We start from the raw sequence: 23,911 nt of genomic DNA, 5'->3' as shown, positions 1-23,911 counted from the left end.
GCACCGCCGGACCCGGATGGTTCGACTGGCCCCACATGGGGAACGGTGCACGTCATGCTGCCGTACGCCACCCCCCACGCCGACTGGCGCTCCCGCTCCGCCTGCCTCGACGAGAACCCGGAGCTCTTCTTCCCCGTCGGGACCACCGGACCGGCGGTGACCCAGGTCGACGAGGCCAAGCAGATCTGCAGCGGCTGCGAGGTCCGTGCCCAGTGCCTCGAGTGGGCCCTCCAGGAGAACCAGGACCACGGCGTCTGGGGTGGGCTGAGCGAGGACGAGCGCCGGTCGCTGCGCCGTCGCACCGCCCGGGCGCGCACCGCCTCCGGGGTCTAGCCACCAGTCCGGCTCAGAACGGCGGAGGTCCGAGGAGCTCGATCGCTCCGGTCGCGGCGGCTGCCGCCCGGACCCGCCCGAAGTCCGGCACCGGCGGCTCACCGGCCCCCGCCGGCTCGCTCGCCTGCCGGTAGAACGCCTCTCCACCCCCGGGCGTCTGGAGACACAGCATCCGGGCCGTCGGCGTCGTCACCGCGAACGCATGGGGTACGCCGCGCGGGATGATCGCGATCCCGCCCGCCGCGAGGATCTGCTCGTCCCCGGCGACGTGCAGCCGGACCTCCCCCTCGAGCATGTAGAAAGTCTCGTCCGCGTCGGGATGTCGGTGCAGTGGGGTCACCTTGCCCGCGTCCAGCTCGTCCTCGAACAGCAGGTAGGCGCCGCCGGTCTCGCCCTCGCCGGCGAGCCAGGTGTGCACCCCACCGCCGCAGAACCAGCGCCGCTCACCCGTGCCCTGGGCCCGCACCGTCGTCCCCAGCGTCGCCATGAGCAACCTCCCATTTATGGGACTCATGTCCCATGACGAGATTAGGGTACCGTGACGGGCGTGTCAACGCCCTACGAGCGCACCGGTCGGACCCGGCAGAAGCAGCGGACCCGCGACGCCCTGGTGGCCGCCGCGCGCGAGCTGCTGGCGCGCGGCGGGACGGCGCCGACGGTCGAGGCGGCGGCCGAGGCCGCGGCGGTGTCGCGCACCACGGCCTACCGCTACTTCCCCACCCGCACCGCGCTGCTGGTCGCCGCGCACCCCGAGACCACCACGAGCACCCTGGTCCCGGACGACGCCGGCGACGACCCCGCTGCCCGGCTCCTGGGTGCCGTCGAGGCTTTCATCGGGCTCGTCGTCGACACCGAGCACCAGCAGCGGACCATGCTGCGGCTCTCGCTCGACCCGGACACCACGCGCGAGTCCCTGCCGCTCCGTCAGGGCCGGGCCATCGCCTGGTTCGAGGAGGCGCTGGCCCCGTTGCGTCCGCGTCTCGGCGACGCCGAGATCCACCGGGTCGCCCTGTCCGTCCGCAGCGCCGTGGGCATCGAGGCACTCGTCTGGCTCACCGACGTCGCCGGGCTCAGCCGCGAGGAGGCCAGCGAGCAGATGCTCTGGTCGGCCCGCGCACTCCTCGGCCAGACGCTCGCCGACGCCGAACGGGCCTCGTCGACGGACTGACCCGCGGCCGGGACGTGCACGACCCTGCGTCCCCCGCCACTCCCAACGTATAGCCGACCCCAGGGCTTGCGGCAAGACCCCGGTCGTGCCGCAGAATCTCCGGCCGACGGCCAGGACCGGACGGCCGCCGACACGTGACCCGACGTGCTGGATCGGAGCCGATGCCGTGAACCCGCTGACGACGAGTGCCTTCGCCCTCCCCGACCTCCTCGCCCGCAAGGCCGACCCGGCGCTGGTCGCCGGCGACGAGCGGCACTTCGCGGCGGTCGCGGAGAGCCTGGAGCGGTCGGTCGCCGACCTGACCGACCGCCTCGACGCGGCGCGCAGGGCACCCGGCGGCGGCGGGCAGGAGGCGATGGACCGGGACAACGAGGTGCACCGGCTGACCGCCCGGCTGCGCGCGCTGCGTCGGTTCGGCCTCGACCTGTGCCTCGGCCACATGGTCGGCGCCGACGGCTCCGAGCCCGTGTACGTCGGACGGCTGGGCCTCACCGACAGCACGGGCCGTCGGCTGCTGGTCGACTGGCGCTCCCCGGCGGCCGAGCCGTTCTTCGGGGCGACCCACGCCCGGCCGATGGGGCTGGCGAGCCGCCGCCGGTACCGCTGGACCGGCGGCCGGATCAGCGACTACTGGGACGAGGTGTTCACCGCGGACGGGTTCGACGGGCACGCCGCCGCCCTCGACGACCAGTCCGCCTTCATCGCCAGCCTGGGCAGCAGCCGGTCGCCCCGGATGCGGGACGTGCTGGGCACCATCGCGGCCGACCAGGACGCGATCATCCGGGCGGGGTCCCGCGGCGCGCTCGTCGTCGACGGCGGCCCGGGCACCGGCAAGAGCGTCGTCGCGCTGCACCGCACCGCCTACCTGCTGTACTCCGACCCGCGCCTCGGTCACCGGCGGGGCGGCGTGCTGTTCGTCGGACCGCACCAGCCCTACCTCTCCTACGTCGCCGACGTCCTGCCCAGCCTCGGCGAGGAGGGCGTGCAGACCTGCACCCTGCGTGACCTCGTCCCGGAGGGGCCGGCCGCCGCGGTGGAGACCGACCCGGACGTGGCGGCGCTGAAGGCGTCCGCGGACCTCGTGCGGGCCATCGAGCCGGCGGTGCGCTTCTACGAGGAGCCGCCCACCGAGGGGATGGCCGTCGAGACCCACTGGTCGGACGTCTGGCTCAGCAGCACCGACTGGGCGGAGGCGTTCGAGGCCCCGGACCCGGGTACGCCGCACAACGAGGGCCGCGACCAGGTGTGGGAGGCGCTGCTCACGATCCTGGTCGACAAGCACGAGGCCGACGAGGACGTCCCGCCCGACCAGCTCCGCCGGTCGCTGGCCCGGAACCGGGAGCTCGCGGGCGCCTTCGACCGGGCCTGGCCGCTGCTCGAGGCGACCGACCTCGTCGGCGACCTGTGGACGGTGCCGGCCTACCTGCGCCTGTGCGCCCCCTGGCTCGACGCCGACGAGGTGCGGCGGCTGCGGCGCGGCGACCCCGAGGCCTGGACGGTCTCCGACCTGCCGCTGCTGGACGCGGCCCGGCAGCGGCTCGGCGACCCGGAGGCGTCGCGGCGCAGGCGCCGGCTGGCCGCGGCCCGGGCGGCCGACCGCGAGCACCTGGCCCGGGTCGTGGACGACCTGGTCGCCACGGACGACACCGAGATGCAGGTGATGTCCATGCTGCGGGGAGAGGACCTGCAGGCCGCGCTGGTCGACGAGGACGCCGTACCCGGCACGGACCCGGACCTGCTCGCCGGCCCGTTCTCGCACGTGGTGGTCGACGAGGCCCAGGAGCTCACCGACGCGGAGTGGCAGATGCTGCTGCTGCGCTGCCCGTCCCGGAGCTTCACGATCGTGGGGGACCGCGCGCAGGCGCGGCACGGGTTCACCGAGACGTGGGCGGCGCGCCTCGAGCGGGTCGGGCTCGACCGGATCGACCTGGCCTCGCTGAGCATCAACTACCGGACACCGACGGAGGTCATGGTCGAGGCCGAGCCGGTCATCCGCAGCGTGCTCCCGGACGCCAACGTGCCGACGTCCGTCCGCAGCAGCGGCGTGCCCGTCGTGCACGGGTCCGCCTCGGAGCTGGGGTCGGTGCTCGACACCTGGCTCGCCGAGCACCACGACGGCATCGCCTGCGTCATCGGGGACCCGACCTTCGTGGCCACCCCGCGCGTCCGGTCGCTCACCCCGGAGCTGTCGAAGGGGCTGGAGTTCGACCTCGTCGTCCTCGTCGAGCCGGAGCGGTTCGGCACCGGCATCGAGGGGGGCCGTGGACAGGTACGTCGCGATGACCCGGGCGACCCAGCAGCTCGTCGTCCTCACCGGTCGCTGACGTCGACCGCGACCGGGTCGCCCACCCGGAGATCGCCGCCGGCCAGGACGCGGCACACCGAGCCGGCCCGGCGACGCAGCGCCGCGGCGGCCCCGGGCGCGATCTCGTCGTCGAGGATCCGGCACGGCGCCGCGACCCGGACCACCTCCAGCAGGACGTCGCCGACGCGGATCCGGGTCCCGGGCGCCGTCGGCACGTCGAAGCCCGCCACCGTGACGTTGCGGCGGGTGCCTTCGGGGAGGACCGGGACGCCGAGCTCGGCGGCGGCCTCGGCGAGCCGCTCGGCCGACTGGAGGGTCACGTGCCGGTGCCTCGTGCCGTGGTAGCGGTCGCCGACGATCCCGCGGCCGGTCTCCACGACCACCTCGTCGACCGGCTTCATCGGCAGCCGGCGCCCCGGCGCGACCCGGAGCGCCACGACCACGGCAGGCGGTGGGACAGGAGGCTCCGCCCCGGCGGGCGGCTCCGGTGCCGGAAACGGGAGGGGCACCTGTCCTGCGGAGCGCCGGTCGGCACCCGACGTACGACTGCCCGGCCGGTCCACGGCGCCCATGCTGCCCGACCGGTCAAGGAGGGCCCGTGCCCAGGAGGTTGTCCAGACCTGTGTGTGGGCTGCCCGCGGCGGGCAACCCTTGCTGTGCCGCTCCCGCCGACTGGAGAGGCCTCGTCGGCGGGAGCACCCCCACGTCCACGTGCGGGCGCCACCGGGTCGGCTCCCGGGGCGGCCCGGTGGCCCGCTGGAGCGGTCCGGACGCCAGCCGTCCCAATCTTGACCGATTCCAGAGACAGGACCAGACTCGGGATCGTGCCCCCGGCTTCCGAGTTCGAGCCCCAGCTGCGTGAGGCCCGGCTGCGCGTGACGCGGCCGAGGTTGGCGGTGCTGGGCGCCGTCCGGGACCATCCGCACGCCGACACGGACTCGACCATCGGCGTCGTCCGCGCGGACCTCGGCGAGGTGTCCCACCAGACGGTGTACGACGTCCTGCGCGTGCTGACCCAGGTCGGCCTGCTGCGCCGCATCCAGCCGCCCGGCTCGGTGGCCCGCTACGAGTCGCGGGTCGCGGACAACCACCACCACCTGGTGTGCCGCTCGTGCGCCGCCGTCGTGGACGTCGACTGCGCCGTGGGGACGACGCCCTGCCTGACCGCGTCGGACGACCACGGCTACACGATCGACGAGGCCGAGGTCGTGTACTGGGGTCTCTGCCCCGCCTGCTCCACCCCCAGCTCGTGACCCACCCCAGCACCGGAAGGAAATGTCATGCCTGAGCACCACGATGCAGTCGTCGGCGAGATGAACGAGGAGGCCGGGGAGCCCACTGCCAGCCAGTGCCCGGTGGCTCACGACCGCGCCCCGCACCCGACCCAGGGCGGCGGCAACCGGGGCTGGTGGCCGGACCGCCTGAACCTCAAGATCCTCGCCAAGAACCCGGCGGTCGCGAACCCGCTCGGCGGCGACTTCGACTACGCCGCGGCGTTCAAGACCCTCGACCTCGCGGCCGTGGAAGCAGGACATCGCCGACGTGCTGACCACGTCCCAGGACTGGTGGCCCGCCGACTTCGGCCACTACGGGCCCTTCATGATCCGGATGGCCTGGCACAGCGCCGGCACCTACCGGATCAGCGACGGCCGCGGCGGCGCCGGGGCCGGGCAGCAGCGCTTCGCCCCGCTCAACAGCTGGCCCGACAACGGCAACCTGGACAAGGCCCGCCGGCTGCTCTGGCCGGTGAAGAAGAAGTACGGCCGGAGCCTGTCCTGGGCCGACCTGATCGTGCTGACCGGCAACGTCGCGCTGGAGACCATGGGCTTCCACGCCCTTCGGGTACGCCGGCGGCCGCCCGGACGTGTGGGAGCCCGACGAGGACGTCTACTGGGGCCCGGAGACCGAGTGGCTCGGCGACGCCCGCTACACCGGCGACCACGAGCTCGAGAACCCGCTCGCCGCGGTCCAGATGGGCCTCATCTACGTCAACCCGGAGGGCCCGAACGGCAACCCCGACCCGCTGGCTGCGGCCCGCGACATCCGCGAGACGTTCCTGCGGATGGCGATGAACGACGAGGAGACCGTCGCGCTGATCGCCGGCGGCCACACGTTCGGCAAGACGCACGGCGCGGCCGACCCCGACGAGTACGTCGGACCGGAGCCCGAGGCCGCTCCGCTGGAGGAGATGGGTCTGGGCTGGAAGAACTCCTACCGCACCGGCAAGGGGGCGGACGCGATCACCAGCGGCATCGAGGTCACCTGGACCACGACCCCGACGGCCTGGAGCAACGACTTCTTCGACCACCTCTTCGGCTACGAGTGGGAGCTGGTCAAGAGCCCGGCCGGTGCGAACCAGTGGCAGGCGAAGGACGGCGCCGGCGCGGGCACCATCCCCGGGCCCGACGCCGGCTCGCCGGGCCGGGTCCCGACGATGCTCACCACCGACCTGTCACTGCGCTTCGACCCGATCTACGAGCCGATCTCGCGGCGCTTCCACGAGAACCCGGCGGAGTTCGCGGACGCGTTCGCCCGCGCCTGGTTCAAGCTGACGCACCGCGACATGGGGCCGCTGGCCCGCTACCTCGGTCCGGAGGTCCCGCAGGAGACGCTCCTCTGGCAGGACCCGATCCCGGCGGTCACGCACGACCTGGTCGGGCCCGAGGACGTCGCCACCCTCAAGAGCCAGGTGCTGGCCTCCGGGCTGACCGTGTCCCAGCTGGTCTCCACCGCCTGGGCGTCCGCCTCGACGTTCCGCGGCAGCGACAAGCGCGGTGGCGCCAACGGTGCGCGGATCCGGCTCCAGCCCCAGAACGGCTGGGAGGTCAACGACCCCGACGAGCTCGCGGCCGTGCTGCGCACGCTCGAGGGGATCCAGCAGACCTTCAACGCCGACCGGGCGGGCACGCAGGTCTCGCTCGCGGACCTGATCGTGCTGGCCGGGGCCGCCGGGGTCGAGCAGGCCGCCCGCGCCGCGGGCCACGAGGTCGAGGTGCCCTTCAGCCCGGGACGCGCGGACGCCTCGCAGGACGAGACCGACGTGGAGTCCTTCGCCGCGCTCGAGCCGAGCGCGGACGGGTTCCGCAACTACCTCGGCAAGGGTCAGCGGCTGCCTGCCGAGTACCTCCTGCTCGACCGCGCCAACCTGCTCACCCTCAGTGCCCCCGAGATGACCGTGCTGGTGGGCGGTCTGCGGGTGCTGGGGGCCAACGCGCACCAGTCGACGGTCGGCGTGCTGACCGATCGCCCCGGCTCGCTGACCAACGACTTCTTCGTCAACCTGCTGGACCTGGGTACGACGTGGAAGGCGACCGACGACTCCCACGAGACGTTCGAGGGCCGCGACGCCACCACCGGCGAGGTCCGGTGGACCGGCAGCCGGACCGACCTGGTCTTCGGGTCGAACTCCGAGCTGCGCGCCGTCGCCGAGGTCTACGCCAGCGACGACGCGGGTGAGAAGTTCGTGACCGACTTCGTGGCCGCGTGGGCCAAGGTCATGGACCTCGACCGGTTCGACCTGGCCTGATCCCCTGGCCGGGTGGCGCTCCGGCGCCGCCCGGCCGGCCCGGCCGGTCTCCGAGTCATCGGGCACCAGAAGTGATGCACGGCAGCGGTCCGCCGCAGTGACGGCTGTCACCTCAGCCGGGCGGCCACCACCGTGACGTCGTCGCGCAGCGACTGGTCGGCGAGGGCGGCCAGCGCGACGACCAGCTCGCCGAGCGGCCGGTCCCGCAGCTTCGCGGCGCGCTCGCGCAGCGCGGTGATGCCCTGGTCGAGGTCCCGCGCCCGGGACTCGACGACCCCGTCGGTCACCAGGACCAGCAGCGTCCCGGGGTCGAGCCGTGCGGTGGCCACGCTCCGCTCGAGGTCGACCGGCACGCCCAGCGGCACCCCCGACCCGTCGCCGAGCGCCTCGGTCCGGCCGTCCGGGTGCACCACCACGACCGGCACGTGGCCGGCGTTGCACAGCGTCAGGCTCCCGGTCTCCGGGTCCACGAGCGCCGCCACCGCCGTGACGAACTGGTCCGGCGCGTCGCGGGTCATCATCTCGTCGGCGGCCGTGATGACCGCCCGCGGGGCCGGGTCGACGGTGAGCAGGCCGCGGATCCCCGCGCGGACCCGGATCATCGTGGTGGCCGCGCGGACGCCGCGGCCCATCACGTCGCCCACGACGAGCACCAGCGAGCCACCCGGCGTGCTCACCGCGTCGTACCAGTCACCGCCGACGTGCTCGAGCTCGTCGCCGCCGGGCGCGTAGTGCACGGCCAGGTCGAACCGGTCGAGGGTGGGCAGCGGGCTCGCGGCCAGGCTGGACTGCAGCTGCTCGGCGATGTCGGCGGTGCGCGCCTGGAGCTCGGCCCGCTGGGCGGCGATGGCGCACTGCGCGGCCAGCGTGTCGAGCAGCTGGCTGTCCTCGTGGGCGAGCGGACGCCGCACCTCCGCCACGAACGCGATCCCGCCGGTCACCGTCGAGAGGTCGTCGGGGACCCGGAGCCGCACGCTGTCGCCGAGGATCTCCCCCAGCCGCTCGATGCTGGAGGCCAGCACCGCCTCGACCTGGTCGAGCGTCCAGGCCTCGAAGAACGCGGCGGTCACCTCGTGGAGCAGCCGGGACCGCGCGGCCGCGTCCGCCTGGCGCTGCTGCACCGTCACCCGGTCGGTGATGTCCCGCACGCAGCCGATGGTGCCGGTCGGGTTGCCCTGCTCGTCGCTGGTGACCTTGCCGTGCGCCTCGATCCAGCGGACGGTGCCGTCCGGCCAGGTGGTGCGGTTGCGCAGGACGTACGACGACCGGGTGGTCAGCGCCTCCTCGACGACGGCCATCACCTGGTCGCGGTCGTCGGGGTGCACGGTCTCCGCCCACGCCGCGAAGGTGCCGTCGAAGCCGCCGGGCGGCATCCCGTAGATGGCCTCGAGCTGCTCGTCCCAGACCGTGACCCCGGAGGCGATGTCCCAGTGCCAGCTCCCGAGCTGCGCTGCCTCGTGGGCGAGCCGGAGGAGCTGCTCGCTGGCCGCCGCCTCGGCCTCGGCGTTGCGGATCTCGGTCATGTCCTCGGCCGCGACGACGGCCCCGACCAGGGTGCCGTCCCCGCTCCGGATCGGGGTGGCCGAGACGGCGGCCACGAAGGTGCCGTCACCCGGGCGCCGTACGGCCAGGTCCCCGCTCCAGGTCTCCCCGGCGAGCACCGCGTGCAGGTCGAAGGAGGCGGCCTCGTCCGGCTCGACCGGCAGCAGCTCCCGGAGCTCGAGACCGACCAGGCCCTCGGCGTCCGAGGCGTACACCTCGGTGGCCGCCTCGTTGACGAAGGTGATCACGCCGGCGGTGTCGGTGGCCACGACCGCGAGCCGCAGCGCGTGCAGCAGGCTCAGCTCGTCGATGTAGCGCTGCACCCTGGACACCTCCGCCTCGATCCGGTGGCGCCCCCGCCCGTCGGCTCACTGTCTACACGAGCGTGGCCCGGCGCGGAAGGTCCGTTCGGCTCAGCGGCCGTAGACCGCGTAGGCCCCTGCGTCGAGCCGCAGCCGGGGGCGGTGCAGGCTGTGGATCGTGGCCCGGTCGAACCCGTCGTAGTGCCGCCGGACCAGCACCTGCGCCCCGCCGGACCGGAGGTAGCCGCGCACGTCGCGCTGCCAGCGCTGGTCGGTGCGTCTCGACGTCTGCAGCCCGCCGACGATCGCCGCCGCGTCCCGGTCGTGGGACAGCCCGCCCACGTCGATCACGACGGGGCAGCCGCGGCGCAGGTCCCGCCCGAAGACGTCGAGCTGCACGAGCGCCCCCGCCGAGTCGGCGGTCACGCAGCGGGCCCGGCTCACCGCCCCGCGCAGCGCGGCGGCCGGGAACGCCCGGCCGATGACGGCGCGCGTGTCGCTGCCCGCGGCGGCCCCGAGCGCGAGGACCAGCCCGAGCGCCAGCGTGACGGCCGCGGTGCGACGTACGACGGGCGCACGCGGCCGCGCGGGCAGCAGCCCGAGGACCGCCGCCGCGACCGCGCCCACGCACAGCGCCAGCGCCGGGGCCGGGTAGGCGTCGTAGTAGCGGAAGTACGACGGGCTCGCGAGCACCACGCCGCCCTGCGCGAGGAGCAGCACCACCGCGACCCGGGCCGACGGCACCCTCACCCAGGCGAGGGCGAGGAGGGCAGCCCCGGCGACGAGCAGCAGCAGCACCGGTCCCTCCAGGTGCGGACGGTGCCCGACGACCTCGGACAGGCCCAGCATCCCGGTCGTCCGCTTGGTCAGGGTGGCCGCCATCCGTCCGCGCGAGAGCTGGTCGACGACCACCATCCGGAACATCGGGCCCGGTGCGGCGAGCAGGAACGGCAGGCAGACCACCACCACGGTGGCGACCAGCGGCACCGCCACCCAGGCCGCCGCGCGCCGGCCGAACCGCGCCACGCACCAGACCAGGACCACCACGACTGGGACCACCGCCCAGATCTTGACGGTCAGCGCGAACCCCAGGCCGCAGCCGGCCAGCACGAGCGCGCGGCGCCGCACGCGGTCCGGGGCGGTCGCGAGCACGGCCAGCGCGACGAGCAGCCCGAGCGACACGAAGGGCTCGAGCCGGGTCTCGGTCTCGGTGACCGCGACCGGTCGCCAGACCGCGTAGAACGCCCCGGCCGTCGCGGCGGCGACCAGCCCGGCCCGTCGGGCGGCCAGCGCGACCAGCCCGGCGTTGACCGCGCCGAGCAGGACCGCGGCCACCCGGGCCAGCTCGATCCCCCAGGAGTCGCGGGTCAGCCGGGCCAGGGCACCGAGCGGCGCGAGGGCCACGACGACGCCGGGCGGGTGCAGGAACAGGAAGTCCCGGTAGGGCAGCCGTCCCCAGGCGAGCGCCTCGGCAGCCGAGAAGTACACCCCCCTGGTCGTAGCCCAGCAGCCCGGACACCCCGCCGCTGTCGACCAGCACGACCGCCCGGACCCCCGCGGCGAGCACCGCGACCGCCACCACGACCAGCAGCAGCGCCCGCGTGCTCGGGTCGTCGCGGCCCGGACCCGCAGCGAGGGTCCTCGGGTCCTGCCTCATCTCGGTCCTGCCTGTCGAGCCTGCTCCCACTGTGCGCCCGCGGTGCTGAGCCGCGCCTGAGAACCGGCTGATGGTTCACCCGCGATCGCGCGGGTGGCCGGGGTCACCGCGTGCGAGCGGCCGGCCGGGGTACCGGTATGCGGTGACCACCCCCGTGCCCGACCACTTCGTCCACGTCCGAGGTGCCGGCGAGCACAACCTGCGCGACGTCGACGTCGACATCCCCCGCGACGCGCTGGTCGCCTTCACCGGCGTCTCCGGGTCGGGCAAGTCCTCGCTGGCGTTCGGCACGTTGTACGCCGAGGCGCAGCGCCGCTACTTCGAGTCGGTGGCGCCGTACGCCCGGCGGCTGCTGCAGCAGGTCGGGGCTCCGCACGTCGAGCAGATCACCGGGATGCCGCCGGCCGTCGCCCTGCAGCAGCGCCGCGGGGCGCCGAGCTCGCGCTCGTCGGTGGGCACGATCACCGAGCTGTCGAACCTGCTGCGGATGCTCTACTCCCGCGCCGGCAGCTACCCCGCCGGTGTCTCCCGGCTGCCGGCCGAGGCGTTCTCCGCCAACACCGCCGCCGGGTCCTGCCCGGAGTGCCACGGGCTGGGTGTGGTGCACGACGTCGCCGAGGACCTGATGGTGCCCGACCCGTCGCTGAGCATCGCCGAGGGCGCGATCGCCGCGTGGCCGGGCGCCTGGCAGGGCGCGAACCTGCGCAGCATCGTCCGCGGCCTGGACATCGACGTCGACCGGCCGTGGCGCAAGCTGCCGAAGAAGCAGCGGGACTGGCTGCTGTTCACCGACGAGCAGCCCTCGGTGCTGATCAAGCCCGAGCGGGACCGCATCGACCACGGCTACTACGGCAAGTTCTGGAGCGCCCGCAAGCACGTCATGCACGTGCTGGCGGACTCCAAGAGCCAGATGATGCGCGACCGGTCGATGCGCTTCGTGCGCAGCACGCCCTGCCCGGCCTGCCACGGCAGCGGGCTGCGACCGGACGCGCTCGCGGTGACCTTCGCGGGCCGGTCCATCGCCGAGGTGAACGCGCTGCCGCTCGGCGAGGTCGCCGCGCTGCTGCGGCCCGTCGCGGAGACCTCCGCCGGCGGGAGCGGCACCTCCGCCGCGACGACCGAGGTCGCGGTCCGGATCAGCGCCGACGTGGTCGCCCGCCTCGACGTGCTGCTCGACCTCGGGCTGGGGTACCTCTCCCTGGGTCGCAGCTCGACCACCCTGTCGCCGGGCGAGGCGCAGCGGCTGCGGATCGCCACCCAGCTCCGGTCCGGGCTGTTCGGCGTCGTCTACGTGCTCGACGAGCCCTCCGCGGGCCTGCACCCGGCCGACGCCGAGCCGCTGCTCGACGTGCTCGACCGGCTCAAGGCCGCCGGCAACTCGCTGTTCGTGGTGGAGCACGACCTCGACGTCGTACGACGGGCGGACTGGGTGGTCGACATCGGCCCCGGCGCCGGCGAGGGCGGCGGACGGGTGCTCTACTCCGGCCCGGTCGCCGGGCTCGAGCAGGTCGAGGAGTCGGTCACCGGCGCGCACCTGTTCGGCCGCGCGGCGTCCCTCGACCACACCCCCCGTGACCCGCAGGGATGGCTGCACCTGCGCGGCGTCTCGCGGCACAACCTGCGCGACGTCTCGGTCGACGTGCCGCTGCGCGTGCTGACCGCGGTGACCGGCGTGTCCGGCTCCGGCAAGTCGACGCTGGTCTCGCAGGTGCTCTCCGAGCTGGTCCGCGGGCACCTCGGTGTCGCCCCCGAGGACCCCGACGAGGCCGAGCTCGAGATCGACGTCGCCGGTGCCGCCGGCCTCGACTCGTTCGACCGCCTGGTCCGGGTCGACCAGCGGCCGATCGGCCGGACCCCGCGCAGCAACCTCGCGACGTACACCGGGATGTTCGACGCGGTGCGCAAGCTGTACGCCGCCACCGACGAGGCCCGCCGACGCGGGTACGGCGTCGGGCGGTTCTCGTTCAACGTCGCGGAGGGTCGCTGCGCGACCTGCCAGGGCGAGGGCTTCGTGTCGGTGGAGCTGCTGTTCCTGCCCGGGACCTACTCCCCGTGCCCGACCTGCCACGGCACCCGCTACGACGAGGAGACGCTCGAGGTGACCTACCGGGGCAAGAACATCGCGGAGGTGCTCGCGCTGACCGTCGACGACGCCGCGAAGTTCCTGGCCGACGTCCCCGCCGCGTCGCGGAGCCTGGAGACGCTGCGGGACGTGGGGCTGGGGTACCTCCGGCTGGGGCAGCCCGCCACCGAACTCAGCGGCGGCGAGGCCCAGCGCATCAAGCTGGCCACCGAGCTGCAGCGCGCCCGGCGCGGGCACGCGCTCTACCTGCTCGACGAGCCGACCGCGGGGCTGCACCCGGCGGACATCGCGCTGCTGCTCCGCCAGCTGCACACGCTCGTCGACGCCGGCAACACCGTGGTGGTCGTCGAGCACGACCTGGACGCGATCGCCACCGCCGACTGGGTGATCGACCTCGGCCCGGGCGGCGGCGACGCGGGCGGCCGGGTGGTGGCCACCGGCACCCCGACCGAGGTGGCCGGGGCCGCGGGCAGCGCCACCGCGCCCTACCTCGCGCGGCGGCTCGGGCGCGCCTGAGCCGCTACTTCTTCTTCCGGGTGAGGAACGCCTGCATCGCGGCCTTGGCCTCGTCGGAGCCGAACAGGGACGCCGACAGCCGTGCCAGGTCCGGGCCGAGCGTGTCGATCCGCTCCACCAGCGGGCGGCCGAGCAGCAGCTTGGTCTCGCGCAGCCCCTGCGGGTTGCCCTTGGCCAGCGACGCGCAGATCTCGTCGACCTCGAGGTTCAGCTCGTCCTCCGCGACGGCCCGGGTGACCAGGCCCATCCGCTCGGCGTCCCGGCCGGTGAACACCTCGCCGGTGAGGAACGTCAGCGCCGCCGACCGGTCGGTCATCCGCGGCAGCACCGAGAGGGAGATCGCGGCCGCGGCGAGCCCGAGCCGGACCTCGGTGAACGCGTACGTCGCGTCGAACGCGCTCACCGCGATGTCGGCCGCCGCGACGATGCCGATGCCGCCGGCCCGGACGTTGCCGTGCACCCGCGCGACGACCGGCTTGGGCAGCGTGGCGATCCGGCGCTGCAGCTCGACCATCTGCGACGCGGTCTGCTCCATGCCGTCGGCGCTCGCCTCCGCCAGGTCCGCCCCGGAGCAGAACGTCCGGCCCTCGGCGCGGACCAGCACGACCTTGACGTCATCGTCGGCCTCGGCCCGCGCGAGCCCGTCGTACACCTGGTGGACCAGCTGGCGGGAGAGCGCGTTGCGGTTGTGCTGGGAGTCGAGCACCACCGAGGCGACGTGGTCGTCGACGCGGTAGTGGACGAGCTCGGCGGGGACGTCGGTCATGGGCAGGTCCGTTCGGTAGAGGTCGCCCTCCGCAGGCTAGTCCGGCCGGCCCGGTCAGTAGGACTTGGGCAGCCCGAGGGAGTGCATCCCGACGTAGTTCAGGATCATCTCCCGGCTGACCGGCGCGATCCGGCCGGCGCGGGCGGCGACCAGCAGGCCGGCGACGCCGTACTCCTGGGTGATCCCGTTGCCGCCGTGCGCCTGGACGGCCCGGTCAGCCGCGTCGCAGGCGGCCTCGGCGGCGGCGTACTTCGCCATGTTCGCCGCCTCGCCCGCGGCCGCGTCGTCACCGGCGTCGTACAGCGCGGCGGCCTTCTGGGTCATCAGCCGGGCCAGCTCGATCTCGATCTTGGACATCGCCAGCGGGTGCGCGAGCCCCTGGTGGCTGCCGATCGGCACCCCGAACACCTCGCGCTCCTTGACGTAGGCGACGGCCTTGTCGAGGGCGAAGCGGGCCAGGCCGGTGGAGAACGACGCGGCCATGATCCGCTCCGGGTTGAGGCCGGCGAACAGCTGCACCAGGCCGGCGTCCTCGTCGCCGACGAGCGCGTCCGCGGGCAGCCGCACGTCGTCGATGAACACCGAGAACTGCTGCTCGGGGCTGACGATCTCCATCGGGATCGGGGTGAACTCGAAGCCGGCGGCGTCGGTGGGCACCACGAACAGGCAGGGCTTCAGCCGTCCGGTCCGGGAGTCCTCGGCGCGCGCCACGACGAGCACGTTCTCGGCCTCGTCGACGCCGGAGATGTAGATCTTCCGGCCCTTGAGCACCCAGCCCCCGGCATCCCGGCGGGCGGTGGTGGTGATGTTGTGGGAGTTCGTGCCCGCGTCCGGCTCGGTGATCGCGAACGCCATCGTCGCGGTGCCGTCGGCGATGCCCGGCAGCCACCTCCGCTTCTGCTCCTCGGTGCCGAAGCGCGTGATGACCGTGCCGCAGATCGCCGGGCTGACCACCATCATCAGCAGCGGGCAGCCCTGCGCGGCGAGCTCCTCGCAGACGGCCGCCACGTCGCCGATGCCGCCGCCCCCGCCGCCGTACTCCTCGGGGATGTTGATGCCGAGGTAGCCGTTGCGGCCGATCTCCCGCCACAGCTCGGTGGTCTTCCCGCCGCTGCGCGCCTGCGCGGTGAAGTAGTCGCGGCCGTAGCCGCCGGCCAGCTTGGCCACCTGGCGGCGCAGCGTGATCCGCTCGTCGGTCTCGGTGAACGCGATCTGCTCGGTCATGCCGGTTCTCCCTCGCTAGTCGAGCGGTCCTCGTCGGTGGAGCGGTTCTCGGTGGTCGAGCTCGTCGACACCACCGCCAGCACCTCGCCGGCCGCCACCTGGGTCCCCACCGCGACCGGCAGGTCGGTGACCGTGCCGTCGTGCGGGGCGGTGATCGTGTGCTGCATCTTCATCGCCTCGAGCACCAGCACCGGGTCACCGGCGGTGACCGGGGCGCCGGCCTCGACGTGCAGGCGTACGACGGACCCGGGCATCGGCGCGAGCAGCGAACCGCTCGCGACCTGGTCGGCCGGGTCCACGAACCGGGGCAGCCGCCGCAGCCGCTGGCGGAGGCCGCCGTCGAGGAACACCTCACCGGTCGTGTCGTCCACGTGCACCTCCACCACGCGACGGTGCACGCCGTACTCCTCGACCACCACCCGGGTGGGCGTCGCCGAGACGACCCGCAGGTGGTCGTGGCCACGGAAGCCGCCCCGGTCGGGGGACCACTCCGCGACCACGGGCTCGTCGAGACCCTCGGCCTCGAAGGCCGTCCGCTGCGGCTGGGAGACCACGTTGCGCCAGCCGGCCGGGATGCCGCGCTGCACGGTCCGGCGCGCCGCGTCCCGCGCCGCCAGCGCCACCGCGGCGACGAACGGCGCGAGGTCGGGATCACCCGAGGGCGAGAGGTCGGAGAACTCCTTGACCAGCCGCTGCTCGAGCGTGCCGGTGGTCATGGTCGCCGCGAGGACGTCGCGGTCCTCGAGCACGGCCACCAGGAGGTCGCGGTTGGTCCGCGGCCCGTGCACGCGGGCCCGCCGGAGGGCCCCCGCCAGCATGCGCAGCGCCGACGGGCGGTCCGGAGCCCAGGCGATCACCTTGGCCAGCATCGCGTCGTAGTGGATGGCGACCTCGCTGCCCGACGCGAAGCCCGCGTCCAGCCGCACGCCGTGTCCGGCCGGCACCTCGAACGCGGTCTCGTGCGGGACGTCGAAGGTCACCAGCCGACCGGCGGTCGGCTGCCAGCCCGCGGCCGGGTCCTCGGCGTAGAGCCGGACCTCCACCGCGTGGCCCCTGGGCGTGGGGACGCCGCCCGGCAGGATCTCGTCGAGGGTGCGCCCCTCCGCGACGGCGATCTGGGCCGCGACCAGGTCGACGCCCGTCACGCACTCGGTGACGGGGTGCTCGACCTGCAGCCGGGTGTTCATCTCCAGGAAGAAGAACCGGCCGCTCGCCGCGTCGACGAGGAACTCGACGGTGCCGGCGTTGGTGTAGCCGACCGCCCGCGCCGCGGCCACCGCCGCCTCGTGCATCGCCGTCCTGGTCTCGTCGGCGAGGCCGGGGGCGGGTGCCTCCTCCAGGACCTTCTGGTGCCGGCGCTGCAGCGAGCAGTCGCGGTCGCCGAGCGCGACCCCGGCCCCGTGCTGGTCGCACAGCACCTGCACCTCGACGTGCCGGCTCTGCTCGACGTAGGGCTCGACGTAGACGGTGCCGTCGCCGAAGGCCGACTGCGCCTCGGCCGACGCGCGTGCCACCTCCGCGGCCAGGTCGGACAGCCGTCGCACGACCCGCATCCCGCGACCGCCGCCCCCGGCCGACGCCTTGACCAGCAGCGGCAGGTCCGCCTCGGTCGCGGACCCGGGCGTCAGGTCCTCGAGCACCGGTACGCCGGCCCGGCGCATCAGCTCCTTGGCACGGACCTTGGAGCCCATGGCCTCGATCGCCTCGGGCGGGGGCCCGATCCACACCAGCTGTCCGGCGATGACCGTCCGCGCGAAGTCGGCGTTCTCCGACAGGAACCCGTAACCGGGGTGCACGGCCTGACCGCCGGTGGCCCGGACCAGCTGCACGATCCGCTCGCCCTGGAGGTAGGTCTCGGCCGGTGTCGCGCCCGGGAGCCGGGAGGCGAGATCCGCTTCCGCGACGTACGGCAGGTCCGCGTCGGGGTCGGAGAACAGCGCCTGGGTCTCGATGCCGAGACGGCGACAGGTCGCGAAGACCCGGCTGGCGATCTCGCCCCGGTTGGCGACGGCGACTCGCGTGATCACAGGCGGAACACCCCGAAGCGGTCGGTGCCCCGGATCGGGGCGTTCTCGATGACGGACAGGCAGATGCCCAGGACGGTCCTCGTGTCGCGCGGGTCGATCACCCCGTCGTCGTACACCATGCCGGACAGGAAGAACGGCAGGCTCTGCTCCTCCACGGACTGCTCGACGTAGGCCCGCATGCCGGCGTCGGCCTCCTCGTCGTACGGCTTCCCGCTCGCCTCGGACGCTGCCCGCGCGACGATCGAGAGCACCCCGGCGAGCTGCGCCGGGCCCATCACCGCGGACTTCGCGGACGGCCAGGTGAACAGGAAGCGCGGGTCGTAGGCGCGCCCGCACATGCCGTAGTTCCCGGCGCCGTAGGACGCGCCCATCATGATCGACAGGTGCGGCACGGTGGAGTTGCTCACCGCGTTGATCATCATCGCGCCGTGCTTGATGATGCCGCCCTGCTCGTACTCCGCGCCGACCATGTAGCCGGTGGTGTTGTGCAGGAACAGCAGCGGTACGTCGACCTGGTTGGCGAGCTGGATGAACTGCGCGGCCTTCTGGGCCTCCTCGGAGAACAGCACGCCCTGCGCGTTGGCGAGGATGCCGATCTGGCGGCCGTGCAGCCGCGCCCAGCCGGTGACCAGAGACGGCCCGTAGAGCGGCTTGAACTCGTCGAACGCCACCTCGTTGCCGGGGCCGCTCCCGTCGCACACCCGGGCGATCACCTCGCGCGGGTCGAACGGCTCCTTGAGGTCGGTCGGGATCAGGTCGAGCAACCCCTCGACGTCCTCGTCCGGGTCGGCGTACGTCGAGCTTGTCGAGACCACCTTCCGGTGGTTGAGCCGCGCCACGATCCGCCGCCCGATCCGGATCGCGTCCCGCTCGTCGACGGCGAGGTAGTCGGCCAGCCCGGAGGTCCGCGCGTGCATCTCCGCGCCGCCGAGCGACTCGTCGTCGGACTCCTCGCCGGTCGCCATCTTGACCAGCGGCGGGCCGCCGAGGAACACCTTGGCCTGCTCCTTGACCATCACCACGTAGTCGCTCATGCCCGGCACGTACGCACCGCCGGCGGTGCTGTTGCCGAACACCAGCGCGATCGTCGGGCGGCGGTCGGCGCTGGCCTCGGTGAGCCCGCGGAACAGCGCGCCCCCCGGGGATGAAGATCTCCTTCTGGGTGGGCAGGTCGGCGCCGCCGGACTCGACCAGGTTGACGGTCGGCAGCCGGTTCTCCTTGGCGATCTGGGCGGCCCGGAACAGCTTCTTCACCGTCCACGGGTTGCTCGCGCCGCCGCGCACGGTGGGGTCGTTGGCGATCACCAGGCACTCGACGCCCTCGACCACCCCGATCCCGGTGACCACGCTGGCGCCGACCGCGAAGTCCGAGCCCCACCCGGCGAGCGGGGACAGCTCCAGGAACGCCGAGCCCTCGTCGAGGAGCAGCTCGATCCGCTCGCGGGCCAGCAGCTTGCCGCGGGCGTGGTGCCGGTCGACGTACTTGGGGCCGCCGCCGGCGACCGCCTTGGCGTGCTCCGCGTCCAGCGCCGCGATCTTCTCCAGCATCGCCTCCCGCCGACCCGTCACCCGTGCAGCAGTTTCCTCGGCGTGTCCTGGCAGTACTGACGGGTCGGTCATGGTGCGTACCCCAGCAGCTTGGCGTTCAGGTCGTCGAGCACCTCGGTCGCTCCTCCTCCGATGCCCAGGATCCGGGCGTCGCGGTAGTGCCGCTCCACCTCGGTCCCGTGCAGGTATCCCGTGCCGCCGTGCAGCTGCACGGCCTGGTCGCAGACGTACGACGCGGCCTGCACCGCCAACGCCTTGGCGTGCAGCGCCTCGACGAGCGGGTCCTCGCCGGCGACGTACCGGGCGGCGACGGCGCGGGTGTAGGTCCGGGCCACGTCGACCCGGCGGTGCATCTCCACGAGCCGATGCTGCACGACCTGGTTGGCGATCAACGGCCGCCCGAAGGTCTCGCGGATCCGGCAGTGGTCAGCGGTCAGCGCGAGCGCCCGGGCCGCGATGCCGTAGCCGTGCGCGGCCAGCGCCAGCCGCTCGGTCACGAACGCCCGGGCGATCTGCGCGAAGCCGGTGCCCTCCTCGCCGACCAGGTTCGCGACCGGCACCCGGACCCCGGCGAACCCGAGCTCGGCGGTGTCCGAGCAGTGCCAGCCCATCTTCGCCAGCGACCGGTCGACGGTGAACCCCGGCGTGCCGCGCTCCACCACCAGCAGGCTGATCCCGCCGTGCCCCGCCCCGCCCGTCCGTACGGCGGTCGTCACGAAGTCCGCACGGACCCCGGAGGTGATGAACGTCTTGGACCCGTCGACGACGTACGCGTCCCCGTCCCGCCGGGCCGTCGTCCGCAGCCGGGCCACGTCGGACCCGCCGCCGGGCTCGGTGATCGCCAGCGACCCGATCGTCTCGCCGGCCAGGGTCGGCCGCACGAACCGGTCGACGAGGCCGGCGTCCCCCGAGGCGACCAGGTGCGGCAGCGCGATGCCGCTGGTGAAGAGCGCGGCCAGCAGCCCCGACGACGCGCCCGCCTCGGTGAACGCCTCCGTCACGGCCAGCGCGTCGAGGAACGTCCCGCCCGCGCCACCGATCTCCTCCGGGACGCCGAGGCCGAGGAACCCGAGTCGGGCGGCCGAGCGGTGCAGGTCCCGCGGCACCGACCCGGCGTCCTCCCACTCCTGCAGGTGCGGCACCACCTCGGCGCGCACGAACGCCCGCGCGGAGTCCCTCAACGCGGCCTGCTCGGTGGTCCAGAACCCGTTCACACCAGGGCCTCCGGCACGTCGACGTACCTCGAGCGCAGCCACTCGCCCAGCGCCTTGGCCTGCGGGTCGAAGCGGGACGACGCGGCCACGCCCTCGCCGAGCAGGCCGTGCACCAGCACGTTGACCGCGCCGAGGTTCGGCAGCGCGAACACCTCGACGTCGAGGTCGGCGGTCTCGGGCAGCAGCGTGCGGACCCGGTCGGGGGTGAGGAAGTCCAGCAGCCAGGCGACCCGGTCCGGGCGTGCCGCGGCGTCCCTGGCCCAGACCCCGATGTTGGCGTCGCCGCCCTTGTCCCCGGAGCGGGCGTGCACCACGCGGCCGAGGGGCAGCCGGCACAGCGGGCCACCGGGGGGCCGAGCCGTCACTGGTGCGACGACACGCCGGGGATGCTGCTGCACGGGTGACGGGTCGGCGATCTCCAGGGTGGTGCCGTCTGCCATCACGACCTGCTCCTTCACCTCGGAGCGGGGGACGTGGGCGGCGCGGTAGATGCCGTAGGGCGTCGCCGGCGACGGCGCGGCGGTCAGCGTGAAGCCGGGGTACGACGCCAGCGCGAGCTCGACCAGCGGCGCGGTGAACACCGTGCCGACCCGGGCCGCGTCGGCGTCGCGCACCGAGACCCGCAGCCGGCAGGACGCGGCCTCCTCGGTGTCGGCGTCCTCGTGGTCGGTGCGGGCCAGCGACCACTCGACGACCGCGGGCGGCCCGCCGGGCGCCGCGTCGAGCGCGGCGGTGAGCTGCGACCGGACCCAGGCGGCCTTCTCCTCGACGTCGAGGCCGACCAGCACCAGCTCGGCCTGGTTGCGGAAGCCGCCGAGCTCGTTGACGCAGACCTTCAGCGTCTCCGGGGGCGGCGAGCCGGTCGCGCCGGAGATCCGCACCCGGTCCGGGCCGGCGGGGGTCAGGACGAGCGAGTCCAGGTGGGTCGACACGTCCGGTCCGAGGTACGTCGCGGACTGGATCTCGTAGACCAGCTGGGCGGTCACCGTGTCGAGGGTGACCTGGCCGCCGGTGCCGTCGTGCTTGGTGACCACGCAGGACCCGTCGGCGGCGATCTCCACCAGCGGGAACCCGAGCGGGCGGTCCGCGGCGGTGAAGCCGGAGAAGTTGCCCCCGGTGGCCTGCGCCCCGCACTCCACGACGTGGCCCGCGACCACCGCGCCGGCGAGCTCGTCGTACGACGTGGGGGTCCAGCCGAACCGCGCGATCGCCGGGCCGACCACCACCGAGGCGTCGGTGACCCGGCCGGTGACCACGACGTCGGCGCCGTGGGTGAGCGCGGCGGCGATGCCGAAGGCGCCGAGGTAGGCGTTCGCGGTCAGGGGTGCACCGCCGAGGCCGAGCGCACCGGCGCGGTCGAGGAGGTCGTCGCCCTGCACGTGCGCCACCCGCACGTCGAGCCCGAGCCCGGCGGCCACCTCGCGGAGCCGCTCGGCGAGCCCGGCCGGGTTGAGGCCCCCGGCGTTCGCGACGATCTTCACGCCCCGCTCGACCGCGAGCCCGAGACAGTCCTCGGCCTGCCGCAGGAACGTACGGGCGTAGCCGAGCGTCGGGTCCTTGAGCCGGTCGCGGCCCAGGATCAGCATCGTCAGCTCGGCGAGGTAGTCACCGGTGAGCACGTCCAGCTCGCCGCCGAGCAGCATCTCGCGCATCGCGGAGAGCCGGTCGCCGTAGAACCCGCTGCAGTTGCCGACCCGGAGCACCTCAGCCACGGCGCGGCTCGCGTCCCGGTCCCGACGGGCCGGCGAAGGCCTGCGCGAGGTCGAGCCACTCGAAGGCGGCCTCGCCGACGGCGACCAGGTCGGCGTCCTCGGGGTGCAGCCGCTGGGTCACGACCAGCGCGAAGTCGTGGGCCGAGCCGGTGATCCGGGCGGGCGCGTCGGCCGGGCCGTGCTCGACGACCGCCCCGCTCGGCAGGGTGAGCACCACCCGCACCTCGGCGGTCGGCGCCGGCAGCCCGCGGTTGGCGTAGGCGAAGCCGCGGGTGCGCACCCCGAGGTGCACCACGTGCCGGACCCGGTCGTCGGCGGGCAGCTCCACGCCGAGCGCGGCGGCCACGTCGCGGGCGTGCGCCCAGGTCTCCATGAACCGGGCGGTGGCCATCGACGTGGCGCTCATCGGCGGGCCGTACCACGGCAGCCGGGTGCCCTCCGGCACCGCAGCCAGCGCCTCGGCCAGCGCGGCCCGCGCCCGGCGCCAGCGGTCCAGCAGCTCGCCCGGGGGTACGGCGGCCCCGCGCGCGGCCTCGGCGTCGACGAAGCCGTCCGGGTCCTGCGCCGCCGCCCGCACGCCCGCGTCCCAGGCGGCCCGGTCGGTGGCGGCGGCCAGCGCGGCCTCGTCAGTCCAGGCCAGGTGCGCCACCTGGTGCGCGACGTCCCAGCCCGCGGCCGGCGTCGGGGTCCGCCAGCCCGGCTCGTCGAGCGGCACCACGAGGTCCTCGAGCTGGTCGCCCTCGGCGCGGAGGTCGGCGAGCACCGCCGCGAGCCGGTCGTTCATCCGCGGACCTTCTGGTCCAGGACCTCGGCCCAGGCGTCCAGGATCCGGCCCCGGCGGGCGGTGTCGTCGGTGATCGTGTTGGCCAGGCCGAGGCCGCGGACCAGGTCGAGGGTGGCCTGCACCAGCTCGCGGACCCCCGGCTCGGACTGGTCGAAGCCGAGCAGCTCGACGGTCGAGCGGTGCGTCTCCCGGCCGATCCGCTGCTCGAGCGGGCCGACGGCGAGCCGGAGCGCGGCGTCGGTGCGGGCCGCGACCCACAGCTCGAGCGCGGCGGAGAACACCGGTCCGGTGAAGTGCACCGCGAGCATCTCCAGGACGGCGCGGGTGCGGCGCGGGCCGGTGGGCAGCCCGGCCGCGGCGGCCTGCAGCTCCTGGCGGCGGGCGGCGGAGAGGTGCTCGACGGCCGCGAGGACGAGGGCGTCCTTGGTCGGGAAGTGGTGCAGCTGCGCGCCCCGGCTGACCCCGGCGCGCTGCGAGACCAGCGTGGTCGACGTACCGCTCCAGCCGGACTCGACCAGGCACTCGACGGTGGCGTCGAGCAGCCGCTGGCGCATGGCGCGGGTGCGCTCCTCCTGCGGCACGCGGGCGGTGGTCGGCACCCGGCCATCCTGCGGTCCGGACAAACAAACAGTCAAGCCTGACTTTTGCTGGTGGACGCCGCCTGGCGTGCCGGCAGGCGGGTGCGCCACCATGGGCGCATGTTCCGTGCGGCGACCCTGGACGACCTGTCGGCCCTGCGGGACCTCGAGCGGGAGGCCAACCTCGTCGGGCTGCGCCACGTGTTCCCGCCCGACCGGTTCCCGTTCCCCGAGGACGACGTGCTCGCCCGCTGGGCGCTGGTGCTCGACGAGCCCGGGGTCGAGGTGCTCGTGCGGGACGCCGGTGACCGCAGGGACGGCGGCCTCGACCTGTTCGCGGCCTACGACGACCGCTCGCTGCGGCACCTGGCCGTGCACCCCGACCAGTGGGGGACCGGGCTGGCGACCACCGCGATCGAGACCGTGCTGCACGCGATGGACGTGCGCGGCACGACGATCGCGGAGCTATGGTGCCTGGAGGAGAACCACCGGGCCCGCCGGCTCTACGAGTACCTCGGCTGGCGCCCGGTCGAGGGCGAGCGCCGCCCCGCACCATGGCCGCCGCACCCGACCGAGATGCGCTACACGCGGCTGATCCCGCAGTCCGACCGGTAGTCGACGTCCGG

16 protein-coding genes and 3 pseudogenes are annotated in these 23,911 nt (G+C 74.3%); 7 read left to right on the top strand and 12 right to left on the bottom strand.

The features are described from left to right. The first annotated feature begins 54 nt into the window (after positions 1 to 54). Positions 55 to 333, top strand: a complete 279-nt coding sequence (locus KRR39_RS21165) for a WhiB family transcriptional regulator (protein WP_216939371.1) — start codon at positions 55 to 57, stop codon at positions 331 to 333. A gap of 13 nt (positions 334 to 346) precedes the next feature. On the opposite strand, the gene KRR39_RS21160 is transcribed toward KRR39_RS21165, so the two are convergent. After that, positions 347 to 820, bottom strand: coding sequence for a quercetin 2,3-dioxygenase (locus KRR39_RS21160; RefSeq protein ID WP_216939370.1), 474 nt, complete (start codon positions 818 to 820; stop codon positions 347 to 349). Between the two features lie 60 nt (positions 821 to 880). Between KRR39_RS21160 and KRR39_RS21155 the strand changes: the two genes are divergently transcribed. Both KRR39_RS21155 and helR read left to right on the top strand, forming a co-directional pair. Then, the gene (locus KRR39_RS21155) at positions 881 to 1,501 is read left to right on the top strand and encodes a TetR/AcrR family transcriptional regulator (RefSeq protein ID WP_216939369.1); all 621 of its coding nucleotides are present in this window, start codon (positions 881 to 883) and stop codon (positions 1,499 to 1,501) included. A gap of 85 nt (positions 1,502 to 1,586) precedes the next feature. Beyond that, a pseudogene (gene helR / locus KRR39_RS21150) lies at positions 1,587 to 3,698 on the top strand (RNA polymerase recycling motor ATPase HelR); the annotation flags it as partial. A 113-nt stretch (positions 3,699 to 3,811) separates the two neighbouring features. Here the strand turns inward: helR and KRR39_RS26375 are convergent. Then, entirely contained in the window at positions 3,812 to 4,207 is a 396-nt protein-coding gene (locus KRR39_RS26375; RefSeq protein ID WP_367303760.1) for an MOSC domain-containing protein, read from the bottom strand. Positions 4,208 to 4,630: 423 nt separating this feature from the next. Here KRR39_RS26375 and KRR39_RS21140 point away from each other — a divergent pair, with 423 nt between their 5' ends. Both KRR39_RS21140 and katG read left to right on the top strand, forming a co-directional pair. Then, entirely contained in the window at positions 4,631 to 5,059 is a 429-nt protein-coding gene (locus KRR39_RS21140; protein WP_216939367.1) for a Fur family transcriptional regulator, read from the top strand. Positions 5,060 to 5,405: 346 nt separating this feature from the next. Further along, positions 5,406 to 7,332 (top strand): annotated as a pseudogene (gene katG, locus KRR39_RS21135) (catalase/peroxidase HPI). A 107-nt stretch (positions 7,333 to 7,439) separates the two neighbouring features. On the opposite strand, the gene KRR39_RS21130 reads toward katG, so the two are convergent. After that, complete coding sequence (locus KRR39_RS21130) at positions 7,440 to 9,197, bottom strand: SpoIIE family protein phosphatase (RefSeq protein ID WP_216939366.1); 1,758 nt, start codon at positions 9,195 to 9,197, stop codon at positions 7,440 to 7,442. Between the two features lie 90 nt (positions 9,198 to 9,287). Continuing rightward, positions 9,288 to 10,664, bottom strand: a complete 1,377-nt coding sequence (locus tag KRR39_RS21125; protein WP_216939365.1) for a glycosyltransferase 87 family protein — start codon at positions 10,662 to 10,664, stop codon at positions 9,288 to 9,290. Positions 10,665 to 10,975: 311 nt separating this feature from the next. Between KRR39_RS21125 and uvrA the strand changes: the two genes are divergently transcribed. Next, entirely contained in the window at positions 10,976 to 13,432 is a 2,457-nt protein-coding gene (gene uvrA, locus KRR39_RS21120) for an excinuclease ABC subunit UvrA (protein ID WP_216939364.1), read from the top strand. A 4-nt stretch (positions 13,433 to 13,436) separates the two neighbouring features. Here uvrA and KRR39_RS21115 read toward each other — a convergent pair whose 3' ends face one another. The 8 genes and pseudogenes from KRR39_RS21115 to KRR39_RS21080 all read right to left on the bottom strand — a co-directional run bounded on the left by KRR39_RS21115 (position 13,437) and on the right by KRR39_RS21080 (position 23,306). Next, positions 13,437 to 14,198, bottom strand: a complete 762-nt coding sequence (locus KRR39_RS21115; RefSeq protein ID WP_216939363.1) for an enoyl-CoA hydratase-related protein — start codon at positions 14,196 to 14,198, stop codon at positions 13,437 to 13,439. Between the two features lie 54 nt (positions 14,199 to 14,252). Beyond that, a complete protein-coding gene (locus tag KRR39_RS21110) occupies positions 14,253 to 15,422 on the bottom strand; it encodes an acyl-CoA dehydrogenase family protein (protein WP_216939362.1) in 1,170 nt (389 codons plus the stop codon). Next, the gene (locus KRR39_RS21105; RefSeq protein ID WP_216939361.1) at positions 15,419 to 17,449 is read right to left on the bottom strand and encodes an acetyl/propionyl/methylcrotonyl-CoA carboxylase subunit alpha; all 2,031 of its coding nucleotides are present in this window, start codon (positions 17,447 to 17,449) and stop codon (positions 15,419 to 15,421) included. Before KRR39_RS21105 ends, KRR39_RS21110 begins: the two co-directional genes overlap by 4 nt. After that, positions 17,446 to 18,997, bottom strand: a pseudogene (locus KRR39_RS21100) (acyl-CoA carboxylase subunit beta). Before KRR39_RS21100 ends, KRR39_RS21105 begins: the two are co-directional and overlap by 4 nt. A gap of 68 nt (positions 18,998 to 19,065) precedes the next feature. After that, the gene (locus tag KRR39_RS21095; protein ID WP_216939360.1) at positions 19,066 to 20,211 is read right to left on the bottom strand and encodes an acyl-CoA dehydrogenase family protein; all 1,146 of its coding nucleotides are present in this window, start codon (positions 20,209 to 20,211) and stop codon (positions 19,066 to 19,068) included. Further along, the gene (locus tag KRR39_RS21090; RefSeq protein ID WP_254185314.1) at positions 20,208 to 21,923 is read right to left on the bottom strand and encodes an acyclic terpene utilization AtuA family protein; all 1,716 of its coding nucleotides are present in this window, start codon (positions 21,921 to 21,923) and stop codon (positions 20,208 to 20,210) included. Before KRR39_RS21090 ends, KRR39_RS21095 begins: the two co-directional genes overlap by 4 nt. Continuing rightward, on the bottom strand, positions 21,916 to 22,707 hold the full coding sequence (locus tag KRR39_RS21085) for a TIGR03084 family metal-binding protein (RefSeq protein ID WP_216939359.1): 792 nt from the start codon (positions 22,705 to 22,707) through the stop codon (positions 21,916 to 21,918). The genes KRR39_RS21090 and KRR39_RS21085 overlap by 8 nt, the downstream gene beginning before the upstream one ends. Then, the gene (locus KRR39_RS21080) at positions 22,704 to 23,306 is read right to left on the bottom strand and encodes a TetR/AcrR family transcriptional regulator (RefSeq protein ID WP_254185313.1); all 603 of its coding nucleotides are present in this window, start codon (positions 23,304 to 23,306) and stop codon (positions 22,704 to 22,706) included. Before KRR39_RS21080 ends, KRR39_RS21085 begins: the two co-directional genes overlap by 4 nt. 99 nt (positions 23,307 to 23,405) lie before the next feature. On the opposite strand from KRR39_RS21080, the gene KRR39_RS21075 reads away from it, so the two are divergent. Continuing rightward, on the top strand, positions 23,406 to 23,900 hold the full coding sequence (locus tag KRR39_RS21075) for a GNAT family N-acetyltransferase (protein ID WP_216939358.1): 495 nt from the start codon (positions 23,406 to 23,408) through the stop codon (positions 23,898 to 23,900). The last annotated feature ends 11 nt before the right edge of the window (positions 23,901 to 23,911 follow it).

It is taken from the genome of Nocardioides panacis (assembly GCF_019039255.1).
GTDB classification, from domain to species: domain Bacteria; phylum Actinomycetota; class Actinomycetes; order Propionibacteriales; family Nocardioidaceae; genus Nocardioides_B; species Nocardioides_B panacis.
This window is presented reverse-complemented; position numbering and strand designations above follow the sequence as displayed.

Bases quoted from the DNA above. Each gene is read 5' to 3' on its own strand.
- KRR39_RS21160 (WP_216939370.1), bottom strand. From the start codon at position 820: ATGGCGACGCTGGGGACGACGGTGCGGGCCCAGGGCACGGGTGAGCGG.
- KRR39_RS21075 (WP_216939358.1), top strand. From the start codon at position 23,406: ATGTTCCGTGCGGCGACCCTGGACGACCTGTCGGCCCTGCGGGACCTC.
- KRR39_RS26375 (WP_367303760.1), bottom strand. From the start codon at position 4,207: ATGAAGCCGGTCGACGAGGTGGTCGTGGAGACCGGCCGCGGGATCGTC.
- KRR39_RS21115 (WP_216939363.1), bottom strand. From the start codon at position 14,198: ATGACCGACGTCCCCGCCGAGCTCGTCCACTACCGCGTCGACGACCAC.
- KRR39_RS21165 (WP_216939371.1), top strand. From the start codon at position 55: ATGCTGCCGTACGCCACCCCCCACGCCGACTGGCGCTCCCGCTCCGCC.
- KRR39_RS21085 (WP_216939359.1), bottom strand. From the start codon at position 22,707: ATGAACGACCGGCTCGCGGCGGTGCTCGCCGACCTCCGCGCCGAGGGC.
- KRR39_RS21110 (WP_216939362.1), bottom strand. From the start codon at position 15,422: ATGACCGAGCAGATCGCGTTCACCGAGACCGACGAGCGGATCACGCTG.